Raw genomic sequence first — 26,468 nt, 5'->3', positions numbered from 1 at the left:
TACTATTACGACTCAACAGTCGCCAACAGGCAGCGAATGGCCGCCTACGACTGCGAACGGCAGGCGCCGCCGCCGCAGGGGCGGACGCGGCTGGCATTGCGCCGGCTTGCCGTACATAGCGAAGGTAGAGCAATGAAGATCAATCAAAAATCCACCATCAGCGCGGCCGTGCTTCTGGCCGCCGCCGTGGCGGCCTTGCTGCTGTGGCACCCGTGGCAAGCCAAGGGCCTGGGTGAAGGCTTTATCAACGGCAACGGCCGCATCGAGGCCACCGAGATCGCCGTCGCCACCAAGCTGGCCGGCCGGGTGGAGCAAGTCCTGGTCGCCGAGGGCGAATTCGTCAAGGCCGGCCAGCCGCTGGCGCGGATGCAGATCGACAGCCTGCAGGCCCAGCGCCAGGAGGCGGTGGCCCGCCTGCAGCAGGCGCAGCAGGCGGTCGGCGGCGCCGAGGTCCAGGTGGCCCAGCAGCAGGCCAACTACGAGGCGGCGCTGGCCGTGGTGGCGCAGCGCGAGAGCGACCTCGACACGGCGCAGCGCCGCCTGCCCCGCTCGGAAAAACTGGCCAAGGAGGGCTTCTTCTCCAGCCAGCTGCTGGACGACGACCGCGCCAAGGTGCACAGCCTGCTGGCCGGCGTGTCCGCCGCCAAGGCCCAGGCGCGGGCCGCCAAGGTGGGCATCGCGGCGGCGCGCAACGAGGTGGCCGGCGCCCAGTCCAACGTGCGCGCGCTGCAGGCCACGCTCGAGCGCATCGACGTCGAGCTGGCCGACAGCGTGCTGAAGGCGCCGCGCGCCGGCCGCGTGCAGTTCCGCGTCGCCCAGGACGGCGAGGTGCTGGGCGGCGGCGGCCGCGTGCTCAACCTGATCGACCTGTCCGACGTCTACATGACCTTCTTCCTGCCGGAAACCGTGGCCGGCCGCGTCGCCCTGGGCAGCGAGGTGCGCATCGTGCTCGACGCCGCGCCGCAGTTCGTGATTCCGGCCAAGGTCTCCTTCGTCGCCAGCGCCGCCCAGTTCACGCCGAAGACGGTGGAGACCGCCAGCGAGCGGCAAAAGCTGATGTTCCGCGTCAAGGCGCAAATCGACAAGGAGTTGCTGCAACGCCATCTGGCCCAGGTCAAGACCGGCCTGCCCGGCGTCGCCTGGATCAAGCTCGACGCCAACGCCGCCTGGCCGGCCGAGCTGACCGTCAAGGCCGGCCAGTGACAGTGCAAGCCGCGTCCGCCCCGGTGGCGCGTCTGGCCGGCGTGACCCTGCGCTACAAGAAGACCACCGCGCTGGACCAGGTGACGCTGGACATCCCGGCCGGCCGCATGGTCGGTCTGATCGGCCCGGACGGGGTCGGCAAGTCCAGCCTGCTGGCGCTGTTGTCGGGCGCCCGCGCGGTGCAGCAGGGCCGCGTCGAGGTGCTCGGCGGCGACATGGCGCGGCGCCGCCACCGCCAGGCGGTCTGTCCCAACATCGCCTTCATGCCCCAGGGCCTGGGCAAAAACCTCTACCCCACCCTGTCGGTGGAGGAGAACCTGCAATTTTTCGCCCGCCTGTTCGGCCACGACGCCGCCGAGCGGCGCCGCCGCATCGACCAGCTGACCCTCAGCACCGGCCTGCACGCCTTCCTCGAGCGCCCGGTCGGCAAACTGTCCGGCGGCATGAAGCAGAAGCTCGGCCTGTGCTGCGCGCTGATCCACGACCCCGACCTGTTGATCCTCGACGAGCCCACCACCGGCGTCGACCCGCTGGCGCGCGCCCAGTTCTGGCAGCTGATCGCGGAAATCCAGGCGCAGCGCCCCGGCATGAGCGTGGTGGTCGCCACCGCCTACATGGAGGAGGCGCAGCGCTTCGACTGGCTGGTGGCGATGGACGAGGGCCGCGTGCTGGCCAGCGGCACGCCGGCCGAACTGCAGGCGCGCACCGGCCAGAGCTCGCTCGAGGCCGCCTTCATCGCCCTGCTGCCGGAGGAGAAGCGGCGCGACTACCAGGCCGTCAGCCTGGCCCCGCTGGCGCTGGCCGCCGACGCCGAGATCGCCATCGAGGCCAAGGACCTGACCATGCGCTTCGGCGATTTCGTCGCCGTCGACCACGTCAGCTTCCGCATCCGGCGCGGCGAGATCTTCGGCTTCATCGGCTCCAACGGCTGCGGCAAGTCGACCACGATGAAGATGCTGACCGGCCTGCAGCCGGCCAGCGAGGGCCGCGCCTGGCTGCTGGGCCAGCCGGTCGACCCGCGCGACCTGGCGACGCGGCGCCGGGTCGGCTACATGTCGCAAGCCTTCTCGCTGTACCGCGAGCTGACCGTCGAGCAGAACCTGGTGCTGCACGCCCGCCTGTTCCACGTCCCCGCCGCCGAGCTGGCGGCGCGGGTGGCCGAGTCGCTGCAACGCTTCGGCCTGCAGGGCGTGCCGGACGCGCTGCCCGAGCAACTGCCGCTGGGCATGCGCCAGCGCCTGTCGCTGGCCGTCGCCACCGTGCACCGGCCGGAATTGCTGATCCTCGACGAGCCCACCTCCGGCGTCGACCCGGTCGCCCGCGACAACTTCTGGCGCCTGATGATCGAGCTGGCGCGGCGCGACAAGGTGACCATCTTCATCTCGACCCACTTCATGAACGAGGCCGAACGCTGCGACCGCATCTCGCTGATGCACGCCGGCCGCGTGTTGGAGAGCGCCGCGCCGGCCGACATCATCGCCCGGCGCGGCGCCGCCACCTTGGAGGAAGCCTTCATCGGCGTGCTGCAAGACGCCGCCGCGCAGGACGCCGAGCGGGACGCCAACGGCGGCCGTCCCCGGCCCGACGCCGCGCCGACGCCTGCGCTGGCGCCAGCGTCTGCGCAGGGGCCGGGGCCGGCGCCGCCGCAACCGCAGCCGGCCATCGCGCGCGCCGCCGCGCCGCCGCCCAAGCCGCCCAAGGCGCGCAAATCCGGCGGCCCCGTGGCCCGCCTGCGCCGCAGCCTGGCGCGCATTCAAACCTACCAGTGGCGCGAGGCGCTGGAGCTGCGGCGCGACCCGGTGCGCGGCGCGCTCGCCCTGCTCGGTTCGCTGCTACTGATGTTCGTCATGGGCTACGGCATCAGCATGGACGTCGGCAACCTGCGCTTCGCCGTGCTCGACCGCGACCAAACCGAACTGAGCCGCAACTACACGCTGAACCTGGCCGGCTCGCGCTACTTCACCGAGCAGGCGCCGATCCTGGACTACGCCGAACTCGACCGGCGCATGCGCAGCGGCGAGCTGTCGCTGGCCATCGAGATCCCGCCCGGCTTCGCGCGCGACGTGGCGCGCGGCCAGACGGTGCAGATCGGCGCCTGGATCGACGGGGCCATGCCGCAGCGCGCCGAAACCGTCACCGGCTACGCCCAGGGCATGCACCAGCAATGGTACGCCCAGCTGCTGCGCGAGCGGACCGGCGCCACGCCCACCGCGCTGGTCGGGGTGGAGACGCGCTACCGCTACAATCCGGACGTGCGCAGCCTGCCGGCCATGGTGCCGGCGGTGATGCCGCTGCTGTTGCTGATGCTGCCGGCCATGCTGACGGCGCTGGCGGTGGTGCGCGAAAAGGAGCTCGGCTCGATCATCAACCTGTACGTCACGCCCGTCACCCGCACCGAATTTCTGGTCGGCAAGCAGCTGCCCTACCTGATCCTGGCGATGTTCAACTACGCCCTGATGTGCCTGGCGGCCGTCACCGTGTTCGGCGTGCCGATGACGGGCAGCTTCGCCGCGCTCAGCGTGGCCGCGCTGATCTTCTGCGTCTGCTCGACCGGCATGGGCCTGCTCGCCTCCACCGTCACGCGCAGCCAGATCGCCGCGATGTTCTTCGCCATGCTCGGCACCATGCTGCCGGCGGTGCAGTTCGCCGGCCTGATCAACCCGGTCTCCTCGCTCGAGGGCGGCGCCCGCTGGTTCGGCGAGATCTATCCGGCCAGCCACATGTTCACCATCAGCCGTGGCGTGTTCAGCAAGGCGCTCGGTTTCGCCGACCTGGGCGCCTCGTTCTGGCCCATGCTGCTGGCCGTGCCGGTCATCATGGGCCTGGCCATCGCCCTGCTCAAGAAGCAGGAGGCCTGACATGCTGCGCCACCTGGCCAACATCTACCGCCTCGGCGTCAAGGAACTATGGAGCCTGTGGCGCGACCCGGCCATGCTCTTCCTCATCGTCTACACCTTCACCCTGGCCATCTACGTGGCCGGCACGGCCATGCCGGAGACCCTGCACCACGCCCCCATCGCCATCGTCGACGAGGACGGCTCGGCCCTGTCGCAGCGCATCGCGGCGGCCTTCTACCCGCCCGAGTTCGGCCGCCCCACGCCGATCAGCCTGGCCGAGGTGGACCCGGGCATGGACTCGGGCCGCTACACCTTCGTGCTCGACATCCCGCCCAACTTCCAGCGCGACATGCTGGCCGGCCGCGCCCCGCAGCTGCAGCTGAACGTCGACGCCACCCGCATGGGCCAGGCCTTCACCGGCAACGGCGCCATCGTGCAGATCGTCACGGCCGAGGTCGACGAGTTCGCCCGCGGCTACCGCGCCACGGCGGCCATGCCGGTCGAGCTGGCCACGCGGGCCCGCTTCAACCCGGCGCTGCAGCAGTCGTGGTTCGGCTCGCTGATGGAGCTGGTCAACAACATCACCATGCTGTCGATCATCCTGACCGGCGCCGCGCTGATCCGCGAACGCGAGCACGGCACCATCGAGCACCTGCTGGTGATGCCGGTCACGCCGCTGGAGATCATGCTGGCCAAGGTGTGGGCCATGGCGCTGGTGGTGCTGCTGGCCGCCTCGGTGGCGCTGGCGGTGGTGATCCAGGGCGCGCTGCGGGTGCCGATCGACGGCTCGATCGCCCTGTTCCTGCTCGGCGCCACCCTGCACCTGTTCGCCACCACCTCGATGGGCATCTTCATGGCCACGCTGGCGCGCAGCATGCCGCAGTTCGGCCTGCTGATGATCCTCATCATGATGCCGCTGCAGATGCTGTCGGGCGGCATCACCCCGCGCGAAAGCATGCCCGGCTGGGTGCAACAGGTGATGGCGCTGGCGCCGACCACCCACTTCACCGAGCTGAGCCAGGCCATCCTCTACCGTGGCGCCGGCCTGTCGGTGGTGTGGACCTCGTTCGCCGCGCTGCTGCTGATAGGTTCGGCGCTGTTCGCCCTGTCGCTGGCGCGCTTCCGCAAGACCATCACGCAAATGGCCTGAGGCGCGTCCGGCGCGCCGGCCAATACGCAGGGACTCCCCAAGCGAGCGGCAATCATTTTTAATGCAAGTGTATTGCATTAACGAACGGATCGAATTATGATGCAAGTCAATTGCATTAGCGACCGCTGCGCGCCGCCCCCCGTCCCCTTCTCCGACTTGGCCACGGGCGGACGGCCCGGCGGCATCGCTCCCTGCAAGCGCGCACGGACCTCCCGTCTCCGTTGTCCCCTTAGCCCTCGCACACTCGCCCACATGAAAACCACCACCCGGCCAATGGCCGCCGCAATAACCCTCGCCCTCGCCACCGGCGGCCACGCCTACGCCGACGACCCCGCCGCCGCCGCCGCAGCAGCAGCGCTGCAAACCATCACCATCCACAGCAGCCGCAGCCCGCTCGACCCCAACCTGCCGACCACCAGCGTGGGCAAAACCCAGGAAGAGCTGCGCCAGCAGCAGAACATCTTCAACCCGGAGGATGCCCTGCGCAACCTGCCCAGCATGACCATTCGCAAGCGCTACAGCGGCGACCGCAACGCCCTGGTCGGCGGCCGCAGCTTCTCCACCACGCAGGCGCCGCGCGCCCTGGTCAGCATGGACGGCTACCTCTTGTCGAACTTCCTCGGCCGCTTCGACGCGCCGCGTTGGAACATGCTCGCGCCGGAGGAGATCAGCCGGGTCGATGTGTTGTACGGCCCCTTCTCCGCGCTCTACCCCGGCAATGCCATCGGCACCACGATCGCCATCACCACCAGCCGTCCCACCGCGTTCTCCGGCGCGCTCAGAGTGGCCATGCAGGACCAGGCCTTCGACCAATACGGCCTGAGCGGCCACTACCGCAACTATCAGGCCTCGGCGCTGATCGGCGACCGGCTCGCCTCCGGCCTCTGGTACAAATTGATGCTCAACCACCAGGACGCCACCAGCCAACCGATGGGCTATGCCAGCGCCAGCGCCAACGCCGCCGGGGTGTTCACGGCGCCGCCCGGCCCGGCCGCCACCCCGGTCAGCGGCGTGGTCTACGATACCGGACCGTTCGGCACGCGCCGCGCGATCTTCGGTGCCAACGGCGGCGCCATCGACCACACCCGGCAAGACACGGCGAAGGCCGCCTTCGGCTACGACTTCAGCCCGACCCTGGGCGCCGAAGGCTTCATCGCCTGGTGGCAGAACAACAGCGTGACGCGCAACCAAACCTTCCTGCGCGACGCCGCCGGCGCGGCAGTCTGGTCCGGCCGCGTCAGCGACGGCGCCAATGTCTTCGTGCTGCCGGCGGCCGGATTCGCCCCGTACCGCCGCGACGAGCACCACGCCCAGGCCGGCTTGACGCTGAAGAGCCGCCATCGCAGCGGTTGGAACGGCAGCGTGTCGGCGAGCAGCTACCGCATCCTCGACGACGTGCAGCGCAACGCCGGCAGCGCCGATCCGCTGGCCGCCAATGGCGGCCCGGGCAGCGCCGTGGTCCGCGACGGCACCGGTTTTCGCTCGCTCGACGCGCAAGCCAGCTACACGCCAAGCGCCGGAGACTGGACCGGCGGCGCGCACGCCCTCACCTTCGGCATGCACGGCGACGACTACCGGCTCAAGCAGCGCAGCTTGACCACGCCGGACTGGCGCCAGGCCGGCGGCGCGGAAAGCCAATACCTCGGCGGCCGCACCCGCACGTTGGCGCTGTACGCCCAGGACGCCTGGCGTTTCGCACCGCGCTGGCACGCCACCTTCGGCCTGCGCGGCGAGGCGTGGCAGGCCAGCGACGGCGTCCAGCGCGCCCAGGGCGCCGCCGCGCAGAACTATCCGCGCCGGCGCGAACAGGCCTGGTCGCCCAAGCTCTCGCTCAACTGGGAGGCCGGCGCCGACACCACGCTGCGCCTTTCGGCCGGACGCGGCACGCGCTTCGCCACCGTCGCCGAACTTTTCCAGGGCAGCGCCGTCGGCAGCAGCATCGTCGTCAACGATCCGGCCCTGAAACCGGAGCGCGCCAACGCCCTCGAGCTGATGGCCGAGCAACGCTACGCGCTGGGCAGCCTGCGCGCCTCGCTGTTCCAGGACGACGTGCGCAACACCATTTGGAGCCAGCTGAACCTGAACGTTTTCCCCAACGTGACGAACGTGCAAAACGTCGACCGCGTGCGCACCCGTGGCGTGGAGTTGGTCGGCCAGGTCGACCGCCTCGGCATCCACGGCCTGAGCGCGGAGGCGAACATCGCCTTCAGCAAATCGACCATCCTGGAGAACCGGGACCATCCGCCGTCGGTGGGAAAGAACTGGTCGCGGGTGCCGCGCGTCCGCTCGGCCGCCACACTGCTCTACGCGCCCGCCGACAGTTGGAGCGCCGCCGCCACCTACCGCTATTCGGGCGCCCAGTTCAACGAGATCAACAACAGCGACACCAACACCGACGTGTACGGCGCCGTCTCGCGCGTGAGCCAGCTCGACGTGCGCCTGCTGCTCAAGCCAGTCAAGGGCACCGAGCTGGCGCTCGGCATCGACAACCTCAACAACAACCGCGCCTTCCAGCTGCACCCCTACCCGGGCCGCACCCTGTTTGCCGAAGTGCGCTACGCCTTCTAAGGAACCGGCATGATCCATATCGAAAAACTGGGCAAGCGCTACGACGGCAGGAGCGTGGTCGACGGGCTCGACCTGCATGTCCACGGCGGTGAAATCTACGCCCTGCTGGGCCCCAACGGCGCCGGCAAATCCACCACCATCGCCTGCCTGCTGGGCTTTGTCGAGGCGGACGCCGGCAGCATCCGGCTGGCCGGCTCCCGCCTGCCGCCGGCACAGGCGGCGGTCGAACACGCCGCCTACATCGCCGAGAACGTCGCCCTGTACGAGCGCCTCAGCGGGGTGGAGAACGTCGAGTTCTTCATGCGCCTGCTCGGCATCAGGCCGGGTCGCGGCGAGATCGAGACGCTGCTGGCGCGCGCCGGCCTGCCCGAGCACGCCTGGCACCGCCAGGCCCACGGCTACTCGAAAGGCATGCGGCAAAAAGTCGGCATCGTGATGGCGCTGGCCAAGGGGGCGAAGGTGCTGGTGTTGGACGAGCCCACCTCCGGCCTCGATCCGGAGGCCAGCGTCGCCTTCGGCGACCTGGTGCGCGCCTTGGCCGACGACGGCGCCGCCGTACTGATGGCAACCCACGATTTGTTCCGCGCACAGGAGCTGGCCGACCGCTGCGGCATGTTGGTCGGCGGCCAACTGGCCGGCGAATGGAAACTAGGAGAATTGAATGCAGGCGAACTCGAACGCAACTACCTTGACATCCTCGCCCGCCGCGCCTGAGCGGCGCGGCGGCCGGCGCCGCTGGCTGCTGGCCTTTGCCGGCGCCTGGCAGGCCGACTGGCGCGAGCGCCGGCGCGACTGGCGCGTCTGGCTGGTGCTCGGCGTCGGCCTGGCCCTGGCCTGCTGCGCGGCGCTGTCGTCCTCGCTGCAGCTGCGCGCCACGCTGGACGCGCGCGGCGCGGCGGGGCAGGCGGAGCAACAGCGCTGGTCGCAGCAGGGCAAGAAGTATCCGCACGCGGCCGCCCATTACGGCGTGTACGTGTTCAAACCCCTGTCGGCGCTGGCCGCCCTGGACCCCGGCATCGAGCACTACGTCGGCGCCAGCGTCTGGCTGGAGGCGCACAAGCAGAACGAGTTGGTGTACCGGCCGGCCAACGACGAAGCCGGCGTCAACCGCCAGTTCCGCCTGCACCCGGCGTTCGTGCTGCAAGTGCTGGCGCCGATGGCCATGATCTTCCTCGGCTTCGGCATGTTCGCCGCCGAACGCGAGCGCGGCACGCTGGCGGCCCTGCGCGTCAACGCCGCGCCGCTCGGCGCCCTGGCGCTGGCGCGCGGCGCGGTGCTGCTCTGCCTGGCGGCGACGCTGGCGCTGCCCGCCTGCGTCGCCGTGGCCGCGCTCGAGTGGACGCTGGACAGCCGCAGCCCGTTCAGCGACGGCGCCCTGCGCGCCGCCCTGTTCGCGCTGGGCTACATGGTCTATCTGGGCAGCTGGGCCGCGTTGATCGCCGCCGTCTCGGCATGGGCGCCGAATTTGCGTTCCAGCCTGGCGCTGCTGATCGGGCTGTGGGCGTTCACCACGCTGGTCGCGCCGCGCGCGGCGGTCGAGCTGGCGCAACTGGCGGCGCCACTGCCCACCATGCAGCGGTTCCGCGCCGACCTCGACAGCGCGCTGGGCACACCCGACGATCCGCAACAGGCCGAACACCACAAGCAGCAGCTGCTGCGCGAACACGGCGTGCGCGACGCCAAGGACTTGCCCGTGAACTGGGCCGGCATCAGCCTGCAACGGGGCGAGGACCATGGCGACCGCATCTTCGACCAGCACTACGGCCAGCTGTTCGACGCCATGCGCCGGCAGTCGGCGGCGGCGGCGCTCGCCGGCTGGTTGTCGCCGGCGGTGGCGGTGGCCGGCCTCTCCAGCGCGCTTGCCGGCAGCGACACGGAACAGCATGTCCAGTTCATCCACGGCGCCGAACAGCAGCGCCGGACCATACAAAGGGTGATGAACACGGCCATTGCCGCCCACCGCGAGCAGGACGGCGTCCGCCACGACGGCGACCGGTCGCTATGGGACCGGGTGCCGCCGTTCCGCTTCCGCTTCAACCCGCTCGACATGGGCGGCCTGCTGGCACGCCATCTCCTTCCCTTGCTGACGCTGTTCATCGCCAGCCTGCTGCTGTGCGCGGCCGGCTTGCGCCATCTACGAAACGGAAACCTACGATGAAACAAATTTTCACCCTGGTCGCCTACGACCTGCGCTGCCAGCTGCGCGAGCGCGGCACCACCGCCCTGCTCGTGGTCGCGCTCCTGCTCGCCGCCTTCGGGCTGTTCGAGGGCGCGCGTTTCGACCGCCACGGCCGCCAGGCGGTGGCCGCCGCCGCCGCCCAGCAGGCGCAGGCCAGGACCGACGCCAGCACGCTGGCGCGGCGCTACTTCGCCGACCCGGCGGCGGCGCAGTTCGCCGGGCTGCAGTGGCATCGCACGCCGGTCGATGTGCGCGGCTACGCCTTCCGCGAACACGTCGGATTTGCCGCCAAGCCCGCCGTTGCCGGCGCCGCGCTGGCCATCGGCCAGGCCGACCTGCTGCCGCCCTACGTGCGGGTGCGCGCCGAGTCGATGGAGTCGGTGCGCACCGCCAGCGAGATCGAACATCCGGCGCTGTTGGCGGTGGGCCGTTTCGACCTGATGTTCTTCGTCGTCTACCTGTGGCCCCTGATACTGCTGGCCCTGACCAGCTCCGTCCTGACCCAGGACCGGGAAAGCCTGCGCCTGCGCTCCCTGCAGTTGCAGGGCATACGGCTGGGCCGCATGCTGGTGGCGCAGGTTTTCGCGCGCGCACTGATCGCCACGGCGCTGTTGACGACGGCCTGCGTGGGCGCCGCCCTGCTGCTCGGCGCGGTCGAATTCGACCTTGCCGGCATGGCGGCGCTGGCCAGCTGGGGCGGCGTGCTGCTGTTGTACTCGATGTTCTGGGCGGCGGTGGCCGTGGCCATTGGCGCCGTCTGCGGCAACCGCATGACGGCCGCCTTCGCCGGCTTCGCCGCCTGGCTGGTTCTCGCCATTCTGCTGCCCGGCGCGCTGGGCGTGGCGATCCAACTGGGCGCGCCGGTGCCGCAGCGCGAGCTGTATGTGCAGGCCATGCGCGACGCCGCCGACCAAGTCGCGGCCAACAAGCTGGACAGCTTGGCGCGCTTCTACGACAGCCATCCCGACTGGAAACCGGCGACGGCGCTCGACAAGGTGTCGTCCAGCGTCTCGCGGCTGCAGCGGGCGCAGGAGCTCGAGCGCGTGATGGCCGGCGTCGAACAACGCTTCGCGCGCGCCAAACAGGAGCGCCAGCGCAGGTTCGAGGCGGCGGTCGTGCTTAGCCCGGTGAGCTTGACCTATCAAATCCTGGCCGGCCTCGCCGGCAACGACGGCATGCGCCACCAGCGCTTTCTGGACGAGGTGCAGCAGCACCAGCGGCGTCTGCGCGACTACTTCCAGGAGGCGATACAGCGCGCCGCGCTGGGCGACGAGCGCGCGCCCTGCCCGGCCACCTGCCTGGGCGGCTACGGCTTCCGCGATTTCGATCAAGTGCCGGTGTTCGCGCCCTCGCCGGCCTTGTCGACCGCGACGCCGTGGGGCGGCCAGTTGGTCTCCTTGCCGCTGTGGACCGGCCTCCTGCTGGGGCTGGCCGCCTTGCTGCTGGCGCGCACGCGGCGCCGTTGACGGATCTCATTTTACCGGGAATTTATTGTCAAAGTGACATTTCGAGAGAATTCATACGGCAAAACGGCACAGAATAGGCGGTTTCGTAGGACCAGTCTTACAAGGCGGCGCGATCCGCCGGGACTGGCTTGGCTGTCCATCCAGAGCGCCATCTCGTGCATTCCGCCTTATCGACTTAGTTATCGACTTAGTTATCGACTTAGTTATCGGCTTAGTTATCGACTTAGTTAGCAACTTACCTACCGGAGTCTCGCCATGAAAATCGCCGTCGCCTCGTGCACCAAACTACAGCAAATCAATCCCCAGCCCGTATGGCTGGAAATCCTGAACGAAAAGCCGGATGTTCTGGTACTGGCGGGCGACAACATCTATCTGGAGCACGACCATCACGACGATCCCGAGCTACTGCGCGCGGAGTTGGACGTCCTGTACAAGAAGCAATTTGCGGAGCCCAACTTCAAGTCCCTGCTGAGCGACATCCGCGACCGCAACGCCAAGCTGCTCGCCGTCTACGACGACCACGACTTCCTCGGCAACAACCGCTACGGCGGCGACAGCTCGCCGGCGCTGCGCGACGCCGCGCGCGCCGCCTTCGTCCACGCCTTCGGCGCCGACGTCGACGGCGCCAATATCTATCGGAAGCTCAGCGCCGGCCCGGCCGACATCTTCCTGCTCGACGAACGCTATTACCGCACCGAGCCGGCCACCTCGGCCCACGACCGCGACGCCATCCTCGGCGCGCAGCAATGGGACTGGTTTGAGAAGGGCCTGGCGGCCTCGCACGCCAATTTTGTCGTGGTGGTATCGAGCACCACCTTCCACCGCTTCGGCGACGAGAGCTGGGAACAATATCCGACCGCCTTCGGGCGCATGCGCGGCCTGCTGCAGGGCCGGCAAGGGGCGATGATCGTCTCGGGCGACGTGCACCGCAACGCGCTGTACGACGACAGCGGCGTGCTCGAGGTGGTGAGTTCCGGCGTGGCGCGCAAGGGCCTGGTGTTTGGCGCCGCGCGCAAAAACTACGGCATCCTGACCTTCACCGAAGCGGCGGTGAACATCGAACTGCGCGGCCTGAAAGCGGGCGACCGCTACAACGCCACGATCGCGCGCAGCAACTGGCGGCTGGACCAGGCCAGCGACCTGTACAACGGCTGAACGCTCGGCCCGATTTTTCAAGCTGATCGTTCGAGCTGACAACGGCTGCAGGTGCAAATGGCGGCGCGCGGAAAGCGGGCGTCATTTGCACTTGGTTCAACACCGTCAGCCTAACAACTGCCTCAGGCCGCCTCTTGCCGCCGCCCCGCTACGACAGCGCCGGGCGTTTGCAGCGACCACACGCTGTGCGGATCGCCGTGGCGGCCGCGCTGCAGGACGGCGCGGGCCATCTTCCAGTACAAGGCGGCAAAGACGATGGCCACCGCCGCCACGCCGACAATCACGCCGTCGCCGAGCAGCAGCGACTGCAAGGGGCTGCTGCCGCTGCGTTGCCACTGCGCCAGCGGGATCGCCGCCGTCAGCACCGCGCAGAGCGTCAGCAGCTCGTGCGCCGCGCGCGCCGGCGGACGCGCGAAGGCCCACGCCACGCAGGCGAAGAACACCGCGTAGTAGCCGCGCCGCTCCCACAAGGGCAGCTCGCCCGGCGCCAGCTTGCTCAGCACGAACATGGCGGAGATCCCCGCCACGCTGCCCAGGCAGACGCCCAGGGTGGCCTGCGCCATCAGCCGCCCGCTGCGCGGCTGCGCCTGCTGCTGGCGCTTGCGGCGCGCCTCCACCCACAACAGGTTGCCGCTGTAGAACAGGAAGGCGCCCGCCATGCCGAGGATGAAGTAGGTCCACTGCACCGCCGCGTGGCCGAAGTTGCCGAAGTGCAGAGCTTGTAAGCTGCGCAAGAAACGCGTGCCCGCGCTATACCGCTCCGGCGTCATCACGCGCAGCACCTCGCCGTTGCGGGCGTTCAACACCACAGCCGCCTGGCTGGCCACCGTCTCCTGGTGGATCTTTCCGTAGGCCTGCAACTGCGCGTTGGCGTCGCCATGCTGGTGGAACACCATCGTCTCGACCTCCATCCCGGGCGCGGCGGCTTGTATCGCCGCCAGCAATTCGGCCGCCGGCAGCGTCGCCGCCGCCACACCGGAGGCGGCCGGCGTGGCCGCCGCCGAAATATCCGCCCCCACCAGGTTGAGCAGCTTGCCGTCGAACACCATGTACTGGAACGGTGCCAACAAGATCACGCCGAGTGTCAGGACCGCGCTGCTCCACGCATACATCAGGTGGAAAGGCAGCGAGAGGATGCCGATGGCGTTGTGGGCGTCCTGCCACATGCGCTTAATGTTCTTGCCTATCCTCAGCGCAAACAAATCCTTCAAGAACAAGGGCGCATAGATAATCACACCGCTGGCCAGCGCCAGCCCATACAGTACGCAGATCGCACCCAGCACATAGATGCCCCAGCTGGGCGGGAAACCGGCCGAGTAATGCAGGCGGTAGATGAAGTCCACCAGTTGCGAGTACGGCTTGACGTCCTCCAACTGCCCGGCCGCGTTCAGGCGGAAGTGGTGCTCGATCTCCGCGCCGCCCTTGCCCTCCTCGTCCCAATCGAGCGACAGATCCGGCACGTGCTGCGACGGCAGGCGCAGATAGAAGGACTCCTTCGCCTGCGGATGGGCCTTCAGCACCGCGTCGATCAGCGCTTGCGCCCGCGCCGGCGACTCGGCCGGCCGCGCCCTCGATGAGGCAGTTTCCCAGGTCAGCAGCTCCTCGTGGAAGATCGTCACCGCGCCCGCATAAAAGGCGATGAACAGGCAGAAGCCCGCCGCCAGCCCCACCCAGGTATGCACCGATATAAAGGTGCGTATGGTCGATGACTTCATCCCGCCACCTCCATCAGGCCGCTGGCCTTGAGGAAATACAGCGCGGTGTAGCCGACGATGCTCGCGCCGCCCATCCACAACCAGGCCCGCAGGCCGGTCTTGAACAGGAACGCCGCGATCATGGCGCCCACCCAGGCCAAAAAGAACAGCAGCAACAAAGGCAAGGTGGTGCTCTTCTGGTCGTTGCTCAGCAAGGCGATAAAGCCCACCAGCAATACCGACAGGGGGAGTCCGAGAATGGCCGCCGCCGTCGATTTACCCAACATGGCGTGCTCCCGCTTTGGCCGGCTTGCGGCCGTGCAAGCCGGCATCCAGATACGGCAACGCAACCAGCGTCATCATGAAACCGGCCAAGGCGATGCACACGCCGCACCAGGCGCCATAGGCCGACGCGGCCGAGGCCACGGCGCCAGCCAGCAAGGGCAGCGCCAGCCAACGCAGCAGCGTCGCCCGCGCCAGCGCGGCGCGCCACAAGGTTTGATGCGGCGACGCCAGGTACAAGCCGAGCGCCGCCAAGCCGGCCACGCAGATACAAATCCAGTTCACCATCGCTCCCCCGCTCAGATCTTGCCCTGTACGCCGAAGCCGAACTGGCGCGCGCTGCCCAGCGTGACGGCATGGCGGTCGGTGACGGTGGTCAGATAGTTGGCGGTGATATAGCGGCGGTCGGTCAGGTTGCTGCCGAAGGCGAACAGCGAGACGCCATTCGCCAGGGTGTAGGCAGCCTTGCCGCCCAGGATAGTGTGGCCGTCGTTGCGGTCGACGTTGTCCGGGCCGGTGTAGGTGCCGCCGGTCTGCACCACGTTGCCGTTCAACAGCCAGCGGCCCGGCGTCCAGCTAAAGCCGGCCGACACCGTTTGGCGCGGCGAGCGGGCGAACTGCTTGCCGGTAAAGTCGCCCTGCGGCGACACGAAGTCGATGAAGCGGGAGCGCGCCACGCCGACGGCGCCGAACAGTTCCAGTTGCGCCAGCACCTTGCCGCGCAGCTCGGCCTCAAGGCCTTGCAGGCGCGAGCTGCCGGCGTTGACGAAGAAGGTGTCCAGCGAGCCACGGCCGACGTTGACCTGCTGGTCCGTCCAGTTGACGCGGTAGGCGTTCAGCGCCAGCATCATGCCGTTGTCCAGCACGCCCTTCAGCGAGGCCTCGTAGTTCTTGGTGAACTCCGGGCCGAAGGCGTTCGAGCCGCGCTGGTAGCTGTAGTCGACGCCGCCGGTGCGGTAGCCGCGCTGCGCCGTCAGGCCGGCCACCCAGCCCGGCACCAGCGCGTAGCGCAGGCCCAGCTTGGGCAGCCAGACGGAATTGTCGGTCTGCAGGTTCTGCATGCCGTCGGCGCTGAAGATGCCGCCGGCGATCAACTGGCCGACCACCATCCGCGCCAGCGGCGAGGTGCCGTTGGTGGCGCCGGTCAGCACGCGAGTCTGGCGCTCGGCGTCGAAGCGCACGCCGGCGGTCACGGTGAGCCGGTCGATCACATAGTCGAGTTCGGCGAAGGCGGCGCGGGTCTTGGTGTTGTGCCCCTCCAGATTGCCGCGGTTGACGAACTCGGCGCCGTAGGCCGTGTCGCAGGCCGCCTGCACCGGGCACTGCCCGGTCAGGCCCAGCACGTAGGACAGCGGCACGGTGAACATGTCGTCGGCGCTGTAGTTCGCGTTCAGATAGTAGAGCCCCGCCACACCCTTGAGTGGCAGGCCGAACAGCGCGGTCTCGAAGTTGGCGCGCGCCTCCTGCGAAAACTGGCGGTCGACGTTCTCGCCGGTGCGGTAGCCTTGCTTCAGCTCGGTGGCGTCGTAGTCCTGCACGCGGGAAAACAGGTTGTGCGAATACGTGCTCAGCAATGTGACGTCGGCGCCGCCCACCTTGAAGCTCTGCTCCAGCGCGGCCGAGCGCGTGTGGTTGTCCGAATTGCGCGCCTCGTTGGACAGGTTCTGCCGCGCCGAGATGGGGCGGGCGACCGCCTCGACCGAGTCGCTGCCCAGGCGCTGCTTGGCGTCGACCAGGGTGAGCAGCGCCTGGTAGCGCTCGCCATACGGCGTCACGCGCAATTTGGCGCGCAGCGTGTGGCCGTCGTCATGGTTGAAGCGCGGGTCGTTGCGGCTCGGGTTGTTGACGTCGCCGTCGCGCCGGCGCTGCTCGAACGAGACGCGGCCGGCCAACACCTGGTCGACCATGGCGCCGCCGCCGGCCAGCGCCATGCGGCGCGAATTCTGGTTGCCGGCGCTGAGGCGGTAGCTGAAGTCCGGCATGTCGGAAGGATCGCGGGTCTTCAACACCACCGCGCCGGCCAGCGAGTTGCGGCCCTGATTGGTCGATTGCGGCCCGCGCAGCACTTCCACCCGGTCGGCGTCCCACACGCTCAGGCTGTTGATCGATTGGCCGTAGCCGTCCTGCGCCACGCCGTCCATCACCAGGGTGATGGTGCGGCCGCCGCCGCCGGTCGGGCCGAGGGCGTTGACGCCGCGTATCGACAAGCCCTCGGCGGTGCCGACGTTGGCCATCTGCGCCGCCACGTCTTCCACCGTGGTGATGCCCGATTCGGCGATCTGGCGGCGGTTGCGCGCGCCGACACTGGCGCTGCTGTCGTTCTCCGTGCGCTTCAGCTTGTCGCCGCTAATCACCACCCGCTCGAGCGCGCCGGCCGGATTGGCTGTTGCGGCCGTCTCCGTCGCCGCCTCGCCCGCGCTTGCCTGCCAACTTGCCATCACGCCAAACAAGGCCAACACCATCACTTTGATACGCATTTTCTTCTTTTCCCCGTTGAATGAGAATCAATCCCAATTACGCGCATTGTAAATGAGAATCATTTTCACGTGGTAGGAAATTTTATCCTAATGGCATCATTTAGTGCTTGGCGGCCCGCACGGGGATGGCCGCGCCGCCCTACTCGAAGCCGCGCACGCGCGAGGTGTCGAAGTTCGGCAACTGCCAGTGGAAGCGCATCGCCAGCAAGCGGAACGCCAGGCCGGCGCCGATCGAGGCGAGCACCGCCAGCGCCGGGTCCAGCCGCAGCCACAGCAGGCCGACGTACAGCGCGCCGGTGAACAGCGCCACGGTGGCGTACAGCTCGCGCTGCAACACCAGCGGGATCTGGTTGCACAGCACGTCGCGCAGCAGGCCGCCGAACACGCCGGTGATCAGGCCGGCCAGCACGACGATGGCCGGGTGCATGCCCTGGGCGCGCGCGATGTCGCAGCCGATCACGCAGAACGCCACCAGGCCCAGGCCGTCGACCAGCAGGAACACCGCGCGCAGGTGGTGCAGGTGGCGCGCCACCACGGCCGTCACGACGGCCGCGCCGATGGTGAACAGCAGGTATTCCGGGTGGGCGATCCAGCCCAGCGGATAGTGCCCCAGCAGCACGTCGCGGATGCTGCCGCCGCCCAGCGCGGTGACGGCGCCGATCATGCAGATGCCGAACAGGTCCATGCCCCGGCGCATGCCCATGATGGCGCCGGACATGGCCTCGGCGACGATGGCGATCAAATATATGGTGTGTAGCAACATCGATAGACTCTTCAAGTGAACATTGTTTCAGTGCGTCTGGCCGAACCGGGCGCGCCGAACCGGGCGAGCGGCAAGCTGCACGCGGCCCGGTCCGGCCGCAAGGCAGCATTGTGCATCGCAGCAGACACATCGTTATCAAAAGTAAGTATTATTTGGGAATGCTAAATTTTTCTTATCTTAGGCACTTGCGATGAATCTGAACCCGAAACACACCGAGGCCTTCCGCGCCGTCATCGAAACCGGCAGCTTCGAGCAGGCCGCCGTCCAGCTGCACCTGACCTCGCCGGCCATTTCGCAGCGCGTGCGCGCGCTCGAAAGCATGCTCGGCAACGCCCTGGTGGTGCGCAGCCGGCCGGCGCGCGCCACCCGCGTCGGCCAGCGCTTGCTGCAGTACCTCAAGCGCGCCAAGCTGCTGGAGGCCGACCTGGAGGCGGAACTGGCGGTGCAAAAGGACGCGCCGCTGACGCTGGTGCTGGCGCTCAACGCCGACTCGGTCGGCACCTGGTTCTTCCCCGCCCTGTCCGAGGTGCTGATCCGCGAGCGCGTGCTGCTCGACCTGACCGTGGAGGACCAGTTCCACACCTACGCGCTGCTGGAGACGGGCATGGCGATCGGCTGCATCAGCTCCGAACCGAAGCCCATGCGCGGCTGCTCGGCCGAGCCGCTCGGCGTGATGCGCTACTGGCTGGTGGCCAGCGAGGCCTTCCGCGCCCGCTGGTTCCCACAGGGGCTGACGCGCAAGGCGGCGCGCCTGGCGCCGGTGGTGGCGTACACGCGCAAGGACACGCTGCAATCGTCCTTCCTGCAAAGCCGGCTCGGCCTGCCGGAGGGCGCCTACCCCTGCCACTACGTGCCGGGCGCCACCTCGCACTTCAACGCCATCCGCTACGGCCTCGGCTACGGCATGGTGCCGGAGCTGCTGCTGCACGCCAGCGCCGAGGCCGACGGCATGGCCATGCTGGCGCCGAGCCGGCCGGCCGACGTCGCCCTGTACTGGCACACCTGGAAGGTGCAGTCGCCGCGCATGGAGCAGCTGTCGCGGCAGATCGTGGCGGCGGCGCGCACCAGCCTGAAGTAAGGCGGCACGCGCACATCGGCAGACGGGGTGGATGCATTGACATGCATTTTTCCCTTTCCAACATTGAATGAGAATCATTACGTCTAAAGAAATTTATCAAAAAGCACTAAAAGATACCAAAAGTCATATTTCTAATTGACAAAGTATGCGTCTCCGCTGTTACACTACTTACTATTCAGTCAATGTTGCCAACCGAGTAAAGTAAAGGAGATGGCCTGGGCATAGCCCCCGATATCCCGCGTCCGGCCACCATGAGGGCCGGACGCCCGGCGCCAGCCGGCGTATTCCACAAGAATCGCAGCTGGCTCACTATTCGCAATAGAAATTTGCTTTCCACAATACAAGGCAAGAAATGCATCTCAGAATGTCCCTGTTCTCCCGCTCGCTCGTCCCCATGTCGCCGCGCCATGCCTTGCTCTTTTGTCTGCTGCTGGCCGCCTTTGAATTGCTCACCTATGTCGCCAGCGATGTGGTGATGCCCGCCATGTTGCACGTGGTGCGCGATTTGGACGCGCCGTCCAGCCACGTGCCGCTGGCCTTGAACGCCTACCTGCTGGGCGGCGTGGCCTTCCAATGGTTGATCGGCCCGCTGTCCGACCGCTACGGTCGCCGGCCCCTGCTGCTGATCGGCGCCGCCGGATTCGCGGCGGCCTGCCTGCTCGCCCCTTGGATCAACGACATCCACCTCTTCCAGGGCCTGCGTTTCGTCCAGGGTATCGGCCTGGGCTTCGTCGTGGTGGTCAGCTATCCGCTGCTGCAGGAAAGCTTTCCCGAGACCGACGCGCTGCGCTTGATGGCGATTTTGGCGAACATCGCGCTGCTGTCGCCGCTGCTGGGCCCCTTGCTGGGCGGCCTGTTGCTGGACGTGATGTCGTGGCGCGCCCTGTTCGTCTGCGTCGGCGCTTTGGCCATCCTGACCTGGCTCGGCCTATGGCGCTTCGCCCCCGAGACCATTGGCGTGCCGCGAACCGAAGGCGGCCAACTGGCGCCGGCGCCGCTGCACCTGGCGAGCATCCTGGGCAGCTATGGCGAGCTGCTGCGCAATGGGAAGTTCATGCAGGGAAGCATGGCGCTGGGCCTGATCAGCATCCCCCTCTTCAGCTGGATCGGCTTGTCGCCCTTGCTGTTGATGCGCAACTTGGGCCTGGACGCGACGAGCTACGGCTTGTGGCAGTTGCCGATCTTCGGCGGCCTCATCGCCGGCAACCTGGCCCTCAACTACGCCGCCGGCCGCTTCGACCTGCCTTCCTTGATCCGCCTGGCCCTGCTGCCCATCGTCGGCGGCCTGCTGCTGATGGCGGCCGGCACCCTGGCCAGCGGCCGCTTGATGGCCTTGATCCCGGGCATGGTGGTGTACGCCTTCGGCATGGGCATCGGCAACGCCTCGCTCTACCGCCTGACCCTGTTCGCCAGCGCCAACGGCAAAGGCACCGTCGCCGCGATGCTGGGCATGATTTCCATCGCCATCATCGGGCTAGGCAGCGCCTCCCTGGCCGCGCTGGGCGCCGGCGCCAGCCTGGCGACGTTTGCCTGCGCCGCCAGCATCCCGGTGGGCGTCGCCCTGTGGCCGCTGTGGCGGTTGCTCAAGCAAGAAACCGTCGCCGCCTGACACCCCTTTCCACTCGATGCCGTTCCCTCTGTCCTAGGAGTTTATCGTGACTGCACTCCCCCATGTCGATGCGCTCTGCGCCATCGCCTCGCCCTACCGCGCCGATCCAGAGTGCGACCAGCTGTTCCATGCCGCCATGCGCGAGCTGAGCGAATACCATTGCGCGCAAACGCCCGGCTACGCCGAGTGGCTGGCCGCCAACGGTATGGACCCGCATGCCTTGGCGCAATTGAGCGACTGGTCGACCTTGCCGCCGCTGTTCGCCAACTATTTCAAGCGCCGCTTGTTGCTCAGCAGCGCAGGTGAGGATGCGCTGGAGTTGACCTCGTCCGGCACCACCGGCCAAAAAAGCCGCATGCGCTACGATACGCGCAGCATCGGCGCCGCCCAGGCCATGGTCGACCGCATTTTCGACCACTACGGCTGGAACACCCCCGACACGCCCTGCAACTACCTGCTGCTCAGCTACGAGCCGGCCGGCGCCATCACCGTCGGCACCACCTACACCGACCAGTTCCTGTGCAAGTACGCGCCGGTGAACAGGGTCTCCTACGCCCTGCGGCACAACGGCCACGGCAACGAGTTCGACCCCTTCGGCGTGATCCGCACGCTGCAGGAGTTCGCCGCCGAAGGACTGCCGGTGCGCATCTTCGGCTTCCCGGCCTTCCTCTGGTTCACCCTGGAACGGATGCGCGAGATGGGCCTGCCGCCCTTGCAACTGCATCCCGACTCGCTGGTGTTTCTTGGCGGCGGCTGGAAAACCCATGCCGACCAGTCGATTCCCAAGGCCACCCTGTACCAGCGCCTGGGCGAGCAACTGGGCATTCCGGACGAGCGCTGCCGCGACGGCTACGGCGCCGTCGAGCATCCGGTGCCCTACATCGAATGCCCGCGCCACCGCTTCCACGTGCCGTCCTACGCCCGCGCCTTCGTGCGCCACCCGGCGACGCTGGCCACGCAAGCCTATGCCGAACGGGGTTTTTTGCATTTCGTCTCGCCCTTCATCACCTCCGCGCCGGCCCACAGCATCGTGGTGAGCGACATGGCCACCCTGCATCCCGGCCACAGCTGCGGCTGCGGCATCGCAACCGATTGGTTCGAGTTGCACGGACGCGCGGGCAACACCAAAAGCCGCAGCTGTGCGCTGGCGGCATCCGAATTGATCAAGGAGTCCTGATATGTATCTCGTCCATGGCACACTGCATCCCTCGGCCGGCGCCGAGGCCACCGAACTACTCGCCGCGCTGCAAGCACGACTGCCGGCGACGCTGGCCGCCCGCTTCGACGTCGAGACGGTACTCGCCTGCGCCGAACGGTTTTCCGCCTGGTTATCCGACACGTCGGACCAGGCCGACACGATCGCCATCGATGCCGCCAGCCGCGCCGCGCTGAGCGCCTTTTGCCAACGCGACGCGCTCGCCGCCAAGCTGACGCGCGAACTCGGCGAGACGCCCTTCTCGCTGCGCCGCATCGGCTACGACCGGCCGCAGTTCGAAAGCTGGCGGCCGCTGGGGCTGGTGGTGCACATCACCCCCGCCAACGCCGCCCTGCTGCCCTTCTTCGCCGTGCTCGAAAGCCTGCTGGTGGGCAACGTCAACTGGTTGCGCCCCAGCGGCAGCGACGACGGCCGCACCGCGCCGCTGCTGGCGGCCTTCCTGCGCCACGACCTGAGCGGCACACTGGCAGACTATCTGGCCGTGCTGCCCCTGCCGAGCGGCGATTTGAGCGCTCTGTTCAAGCCCGCCGACGCCATTTCGGCCTGGGGCGGCGCCAGCGCGCTGGCGGCCATCCGCCTGCAGGCGCCGGCCGGTTGCCGCTGGATCGACTGGGGCCACCGCATCAGTTTTGCCTACCTGGTGGCCGAGGCCGCCGACGCCGCGCAACTGGAGGCCCTGGCCGACGAAGTCTGCCGCCTCGACCAGCAAGCCTGTTCCAGCCCGCAATGCGTGCTGGTCGACAGCGACGAGCCGGAGGTGCTGCGCCGCGTCGGCGCGCAACTGGCGCAGGCGCTGGCGCGCCGCGCGCCGCACTGGCCGGCGCTGGTCCCCAACGAACAGGAGGCCGCCGAGATCACCACCCAAGTGGCCTTCGCCCGCCTGGACCAGAGTTTCGGCGGCATCGCCGGCCAGGTCTGGCAGGAGCCGGGCTGGCGCGTCGTCTGGGCCCACACACCCGCGCTGGCCGGCTCGCCGCTGTTCCGCACGGTGCAACTGCGGCCGCTGCCGCGCGCGCAACTGGTCGCCGCGCTGCAACCATGGCGCACCCAGTTGCAAACCTGCGGCCTGGTCGCGCCGGCGCGGCAACTGGCCGAGCTGAGCCAACTGCTGCTGGCCGCCGGCGTCAGCCGGGTGGTGCCGCCCGCCGCCATGCACGACGGCTACCACGGCGAACCGCACGACGGCGTGTACGCGCTGGCACGGCTGGCCAAGCGGGCCTCCGTCACGCTGCCGGCAGACAGCCTGGCCCGCGTGGTCACGCTGGATCTGCCGCCGCCGGCGCCGGCCGGGTTGGCGAACCGCGCCATCATGGACAAGGCCGACTTCCAACGCAACGGCGTCAACGAGCGGGCGCAGCTGTTCTTCCGCAGCGGCGGCAGCAGCGGCGAGCCCAAGCTGGCCGGCTTCAGCTACCGCGACTACCACCGGCAAATGCGGACGGCGGCCGACGGCCTGTTCGCCGCCGGCCTCGATCCGCAGCACGACCGGGTGGTCAACCTACTGTACGGCGGCGAGCTGTACGGCGGCCTGTTGAGCTTCTTCACCATCCTCGACAAATTGTCCGCCACCCATTTCCCCATGGGCGGCCCGGCCACCGAGGATTGCGGCGACATCGCGCGCCTCATCGTCCAGCAGAACATCAACACCCTGGTCGGCATGCCCGGCACCATCCACCGGCTGTTCGTGCAACACGAAGTCATGCTGCGCGAATACGGCGGCGTGCAAAAAATCCTGCTGGGCGGCGAGCACCTGAACGACGCCCAGCGCGAGTTTTTGGCCAGCTTCGGCATACCGCTGATCCGCTCGGCCATCTACGGCTCGGTCGACGCCGGTCCGCTGGGCCACGCCTGCGCCGCCGGCGCCGACGGCGTGTTCCATCTGATGGCCGACACGCAGTGGCTGGAAATCGTCGACCCCGAGCACGACCGTGCCGTCGACGCGGGCGGCGTCGGCCGCCTGCTGTTCACCTCGCGCGCGCGCGAGGGACAAACGGTGGCGCGCTACGAGCTGGGCGACCTGGGCCGCTGGCTGCCGGGCGACTGCGCCTGCGGGCTGCCCACGCCGCGCTTCGAACTGTGCGGACGGCACGGCCAGCTGATGCGCGTGGGCACGGTCTACCTCAACCCGGCCCAGATGGCCGAGCACATCGGCGCCCCCGTCCAGTTCCTGATCGACTACGCGGCCAACGGCTGCGACCGCATCGAGGCGCGGGTCGAGGGCGACATCGAGCAGGCGCGCGGCCGCATGCTGCTGCATCCGATGCTCGAGCAGGTCATCGAGTGCGGCTTGCTGGAGCTGGAGATGGTCGCCAGCGACGCCACGCGGTTCGCGCGCCACCCGCAGAGCGGCAAGACGCCGCTGGTGCTGGACCGGCGCAGGGCCGCCGCGCAGGCCGGCGACACGGCGCGCGGCTGAGCCCGCGCAAGTTCGGAGGAAAAACGGTTTGCCTTACCCAGGCAAACCACCTAGCGATTGTAGCGGCGGCGCCGGCACCCCGGCGCCGCCGCCAGCGCACCTGAAGGAACCACAGCATGAATTCTCACATTGAAGACCTGGTGCGCCACGCGCGCCGGCACGCCCCCTTTTACGCCGAGCTGTACCGCTCGCTGCCGGCCAGCGGCTGGCAGTTGCAGGATTTGCCGCTGATCGACCCGGCCGACTATTGGCAGCACTCCATGCCGCTGTCGTCGTGGCCGGTATTGACCGGCCCCATCACCGACGGCCACGTGTTCAAGACCGGCGGCTCCAGCGGCGACGGCAAACTGTCGGTCTATACCCGGGCCGAATGGAGCGACTTCGTGCGCGCCTTCGGCGCCGCCCTGGGCACCCGCCTGCGCGCCGGCGACCGCGTCGCCAATCTGTTCTTCGCCGGCGACCTGTACACCAGCTTCCTGTTCATCCACAGCGCGCTGGCCGAATCGCCCGTGCCGATCTGCGAGTATCCCTTCACCGGGGCGATGGAGCTGGCCGCCCTGGCGCAGGCCGTCAAGGTGCACCAGATCAACGTGCTGGCCTGCGTGCCGGCCCAGCTGATGCGCTTCGCCGGCCACCTGGCCGCCAACGAACTGGTCTTGCCAGGCGTGAGCACCGTGCTGTACGGCGGTGAAAGCCTGTTCGCCGACCAAATCACCCTGCTGAAACAGACCTTCCCCAACGCGATCTTCGCCTCGATCGGCTGCGCCGGCGTCGACTCCGGCCTGGTGGGGGCCAGCACGCCCGATTGCGCCCTGGGCGAACACCGCGTCTTCGACGACGAGACCATCGTCGAGATCGTCGACGAGGCCAGCGGGCTGGCGATAGACGGCGCCGGCCAGAGCGGCATGCTGGTGGTGACCAACCTGAAGCGCCGCCTGATGCCCTTGATCCGCTATCCGACCGGCGACCTGGCCGCCTGGTGCGAGCCGGCCGGCGGCGCGCAGCGCAAATTCGTGCTGCGCGGCCGCGCCAGCCAGGGCCGCCGGGTGCGGGTCGGCACGCTTTCCCTGTTCCCGGAGGATATAGACGCGCTGGTGCGGGAACAGATCGGCAACATCATGTGGCAGTTGGCGATCAGCCGCGCCGACGGCCTCGACCAGCTGGCCTTGCGGCTGGTGGCGGACCAGTACATCGACACGGCGGTGGCCGATCGGCTGCGCGCCGCCCTGCTGACGCGCTCGCCGCCGATCCAGGCCGGCATCGAGCAGGGCCAGCTACGCTTGCGGGTCGAGCATTGCCCGCTCGCCCGCGCGCGCTTCCACCCGCGCTCGGGCAAGCTGATGCGCATCGTCGACCAGCGCGACTATGCCGCCGCCGCGGAGTGTTCGACATGAGCCCGGCCAAGCCAGCCAGCGTGTCCATCCGCGACTTCGCGGCGGACGACGCCGCAAGTGTCAGCGCCTTGTTCCGCGCCGTGTACGGCGACCGCTATGTGTATCCGGACGTCTACCTGCCGTCGATGATCCACCACAACAACGAGCAGCAACTCTGGCAATCCTCCGTCGCCTGCGTCGACGGCGCGATAGTCGGCCACGCCGTCCTGTGGCGCCATCCGGATACGCCCGACTGCGCCGAGTTGGCGCTCAACGTGGTCCACCCGAGCGCGCGCGGCCTGGGCATCGCCACCATCCTGGGGCGCCATCTGTGCCAGCTGGCCGGCAAGCAGGGTTTGCGCTGCGTGACCATCAAGCAGGTGTCCTCGCACGGGCAAAGCCAGCGCCTGGCGCAGACGCTGGGCTTCCACACCGTCGGCCTGCTGCTCGACTACGTCGCCTCGCCGTTCGCCAGCACGGGGCGGGAAAGCATCGTGCTGGGCTGCCTGCCGCTGCAGGCGAGCCCGCTGCCATCGCTGCCATGGCCACCGGCATGCCGTGACTGGATCGCGCCGATGGAACGGCACTTCGGCACCCGGGCCGCCGTCCCCGCCGCGCCAGGGCCGGCCATCGTGGTGGCCAGCCACGAGCAAAGGATAGAGGTGAGCTTGAACCAGCCGAGCAAGGAGCAGCTGTCCGAGGTCGCCCACATGCCGAGCGGGCGCCTGACCTATGTCAAGCTGGCGCTGGATGGGCGCGCCCCGGCCGCCATGGAGGAGTTGCACCGGGCCGGCTTCGCCTACGCCGGTGTCGTGCCGCGCTTCGGCCGGGGCTGGTACGGCCTGATGCAACGCGGCTACGCGGAGCAGGAGCTGGAGTTGCATTGCCCGGTTTCCCGCGCGCTGCACCAGGGCAGCCTGAAGGCCGAGCTGGCCTGAGTTGTTGGCGCGCGCAAAAAAAAATCCCCGCCGCGTAGTGCACGCGGCGGGGATCTCAGGCGAG

General features: G+C 68.6%; 19 protein-coding genes. 14 read left to right on the top strand and 5 right to left on the bottom strand.

Features of this window, described 5'->3' with window-relative positions; translation table 11 throughout:
- Positions 1 to 132 precede the first annotated feature (132 nt).
- From BM252_RS16255 to BM252_RS16220, 8 genes are all read left to right on the top strand, one after another.
- Positions 133 to 1,203 (top strand): HlyD family secretion protein, encoded by a 1,071-nt coding sequence (locus tag BM252_RS16255; protein WP_093388720.1) that lies wholly within the window; start codon positions 133 to 135, stop codon positions 1,201 to 1,203.
- Positions 1,200 to 4,061: a ribosome-associated ATPase/putative transporter RbbA gene (gene rbbA, locus BM252_RS16250; protein WP_093388719.1), complete on the top strand. Its 2,862-nt coding sequence runs from the start codon at positions 1,200 to 1,202 to the stop codon at positions 4,059 to 4,061. Before BM252_RS16255 ends, rbbA begins: the two co-directional genes overlap by 4 nt.
- A gap of 1 nt (position 4,062) precedes the next feature.
- Entirely contained in the window at positions 4,063 to 5,190 is a 1,128-nt protein-coding gene (locus BM252_RS16245) for an ABC transporter permease (RefSeq protein ID WP_093388718.1), read from the top strand.
- A 273-nt stretch (positions 5,191 to 5,463) separates the two neighbouring features.
- Positions 5,464 to 7,758, top strand: coding sequence for a TonB-dependent receptor (locus BM252_RS16240; RefSeq protein ID WP_174900557.1), 2,295 nt, complete (start codon positions 5,464 to 5,466; stop codon positions 7,756 to 7,758).
- A gap of 9 nt (positions 7,759 to 7,767) precedes the next feature.
- Complete coding sequence (locus BM252_RS16235) at positions 7,768 to 8,472, top strand: ABC transporter ATP-binding protein (protein WP_093388716.1); 705 nt, start codon at positions 7,768 to 7,770, stop codon at positions 8,470 to 8,472.
- On the top strand, positions 8,447 to 9,916 hold the full coding sequence (locus tag BM252_RS16230; RefSeq protein WP_174900556.1) for a DUF3526 domain-containing protein: 1,470 nt from the start codon (positions 8,447 to 8,449) through the stop codon (positions 9,914 to 9,916). The genes BM252_RS16235 and BM252_RS16230 overlap by 26 nt, the downstream gene beginning before the upstream one ends.
- The gene (locus BM252_RS16225) at positions 9,913 to 11,403 is read left to right on the top strand and encodes a DUF3526 domain-containing protein (protein WP_174900555.1); all 1,491 of its coding nucleotides are present in this window, start codon (positions 9,913 to 9,915) and stop codon (positions 11,401 to 11,403) included. Before BM252_RS16230 ends, BM252_RS16225 begins: the two co-directional genes overlap by 4 nt.
- A 255-nt stretch (positions 11,404 to 11,658) precedes the next feature.
- Positions 11,659 to 12,558, top strand: coding sequence for an alkaline phosphatase D family protein (locus tag BM252_RS16220; protein WP_093388713.1), 900 nt, complete (start codon positions 11,659 to 11,661; stop codon positions 12,556 to 12,558).
- 122 nt (positions 12,559 to 12,680) lie between these two features.
- Here the strand turns inward: BM252_RS16220 and BM252_RS16215 are convergent, their stop codons facing one another.
- From BM252_RS16215 to BM252_RS16195, 5 genes are all read right to left on the bottom strand, one after another.
- The gene (locus BM252_RS16215) at positions 12,681 to 14,273 is read right to left on the bottom strand and encodes a PepSY-associated TM helix domain-containing protein (RefSeq protein WP_093388712.1); all 1,593 of its coding nucleotides are present in this window, start codon (positions 14,271 to 14,273) and stop codon (positions 12,681 to 12,683) included.
- Positions 14,270 to 14,539 carry a hypothetical protein gene (locus BM252_RS16210; RefSeq protein ID WP_093388711.1) on the bottom strand — a complete coding sequence of 90 codons (270 nt, stop codon included), beginning with the start codon at positions 14,537 to 14,539 and terminating at the stop codon, positions 14,270 to 14,272. Before BM252_RS16210 ends, BM252_RS16215 begins: the two co-directional genes overlap by 4 nt.
- Positions 14,529 to 14,819 carry a hypothetical protein gene (locus BM252_RS16205; RefSeq protein WP_093388833.1) on the bottom strand — a complete coding sequence of 97 codons (291 nt, stop codon included), beginning with the start codon at positions 14,817 to 14,819 and terminating at the stop codon, positions 14,529 to 14,531. The genes BM252_RS16210 and BM252_RS16205 overlap by 11 nt, the downstream gene beginning before the upstream one ends.
- 14 nt (positions 14,820 to 14,833) lie before the next feature.
- A complete protein-coding gene (locus BM252_RS16200) occupies positions 14,834 to 17,011 on the bottom strand; it encodes a TonB-dependent receptor (protein WP_093388710.1) in 2,178 nt (725 codons plus the stop codon).
- A 139-nt stretch (positions 17,012 to 17,150) separates the two neighbouring features.
- Entirely contained in the window at positions 17,151 to 17,774 is a 624-nt protein-coding gene (locus BM252_RS16195; protein WP_093388709.1) for a trimeric intracellular cation channel family protein, read from the bottom strand.
- Between the two features lie 190 nt (positions 17,775 to 17,964).
- On the opposite strand from BM252_RS16195, the gene BM252_RS16190 reads away from it, so the two are divergent.
- From BM252_RS16190 to BM252_RS16165, 6 genes are all read left to right on the top strand, one after another.
- Positions 17,965 to 18,852, top strand: coding sequence for an HTH-type transcriptional regulator ArgP (locus BM252_RS16190; RefSeq protein WP_093388708.1), 888 nt, complete (start codon positions 17,965 to 17,967; stop codon positions 18,850 to 18,852).
- A gap of 364 nt (positions 18,853 to 19,216) precedes the next feature.
- Positions 19,217 to 20,461: an MdfA family multidrug efflux MFS transporter gene (locus BM252_RS16185; RefSeq protein ID WP_093388707.1), complete on the top strand. Its 1,245-nt coding sequence runs from the start codon at positions 19,217 to 19,219 to the stop codon at positions 20,459 to 20,461.
- 46 nt (positions 20,462 to 20,507) lie between these two features.
- Complete coding sequence (locus BM252_RS16180) at positions 20,508 to 21,638, top strand: LuxE/PaaK family acyltransferase (RefSeq protein ID WP_093388706.1); 1,131 nt, start codon at positions 20,508 to 20,510, stop codon at positions 21,636 to 21,638.
- Between the two features lies 1 nt (position 21,639).
- Entirely contained in the window at positions 21,640 to 24,093 is a 2,454-nt protein-coding gene (locus BM252_RS16175) for an acyl-CoA reductase (protein ID WP_093388705.1), read from the top strand.
- 116 nt (positions 24,094 to 24,209) lie between these two features.
- Positions 24,210 to 25,487, top strand: coding sequence for a phenylacetate--CoA ligase family protein (locus tag BM252_RS16170; protein ID WP_093388704.1), 1,278 nt, complete (start codon positions 24,210 to 24,212; stop codon positions 25,485 to 25,487).
- The gene (locus tag BM252_RS16165; RefSeq protein ID WP_093388703.1) at positions 25,484 to 26,404 is read left to right on the top strand and encodes a GNAT family N-acetyltransferase; all 921 of its coding nucleotides are present in this window, start codon (positions 25,484 to 25,486) and stop codon (positions 26,402 to 26,404) included. Before BM252_RS16170 ends, BM252_RS16165 begins: the two co-directional genes overlap by 4 nt.
- Positions 26,405 to 26,468 lie beyond the last annotated feature (64 nt).

The organism is Rugamonas rubra (assembly GCF_900114705.1).
Classification (GTDB): Bacteria; Pseudomonadota; Gammaproteobacteria; order Burkholderiales; family Burkholderiaceae_D; genus Rugamonas; species Rugamonas rubra.
This window is presented reverse-complemented; position numbering and strand designations above follow the sequence as displayed.

Coding starts and splice junctions, on each gene's coding strand:
- BM252_RS16255 (WP_093388720.1), top strand. CDS start 133: ATGAAGATCAATCAAAAATCCACCATCAGCGCGGCCGTGCTTCTGGCC.
- BM252_RS16245 (WP_093388718.1), top strand. CDS start 4,063: ATGCTGCGCCACCTGGCCAACATCTACCGCCTCGGCGTCAAGGAACTA.
- BM252_RS16240 (WP_174900557.1), top strand. CDS start 5,464: ATGGCCGCCGCAATAACCCTCGCCCTCGCCACCGGCGGCCACGCCTAC.
- BM252_RS16235 (WP_093388716.1), top strand. CDS start 7,768: ATGATCCATATCGAAAAACTGGGCAAGCGCTACGACGGCAGGAGCGTG.
- BM252_RS16225 (WP_174900555.1), top strand. CDS start 9,913: ATGAAACAAATTTTCACCCTGGTCGCCTACGACCTGCGCTGCCAGCTG.
- BM252_RS16220 (WP_093388713.1), top strand. CDS start 11,659: ATGAAAATCGCCGTCGCCTCGTGCACCAAACTACAGCAAATCAATCCC.
- BM252_RS16215 (WP_093388712.1), bottom strand. CDS start 14,273: ATGAAGTCATCGACCATACGCACCTTTATATCGGTGCATACCTGGGTG.
- BM252_RS16210 (WP_093388711.1), bottom strand. CDS start 14,539: ATGTTGGGTAAATCGACGGCGGCGGCCATTCTCGGACTCCCCCTGTCG.
- BM252_RS16200 (WP_093388710.1), bottom strand. CDS start 17,011: ATGCGTATCAAAGTGATGGTGTTGGCCTTGTTTGGCGTGATGGCAAGT.
- BM252_RS16195 (WP_093388709.1), bottom strand. CDS start 17,774: ATGTTGCTACACACCATATATTTGATCGCCATCGTCGCCGAGGCCATG.
- BM252_RS16190 (WP_093388708.1), top strand. CDS start 17,965: ATGAATCTGAACCCGAAACACACCGAGGCCTTCCGCGCCGTCATCGAA.
- BM252_RS16185 (WP_093388707.1), top strand. CDS start 19,217: ATGTCCCTGTTCTCCCGCTCGCTCGTCCCCATGTCGCCGCGCCATGCC.
- BM252_RS16175 (WP_093388705.1), top strand. CDS start 21,640: ATGTATCTCGTCCATGGCACACTGCATCCCTCGGCCGGCGCCGAGGCC.
- BM252_RS16170 (WP_093388704.1), top strand. CDS start 24,210: ATGAATTCTCACATTGAAGACCTGGTGCGCCACGCGCGCCGGCACGCC.
- BM252_RS16165 (WP_093388703.1), top strand. CDS start 25,484: ATGAGCCCGGCCAAGCCAGCCAGCGTGTCCATCCGCGACTTCGCGGCG.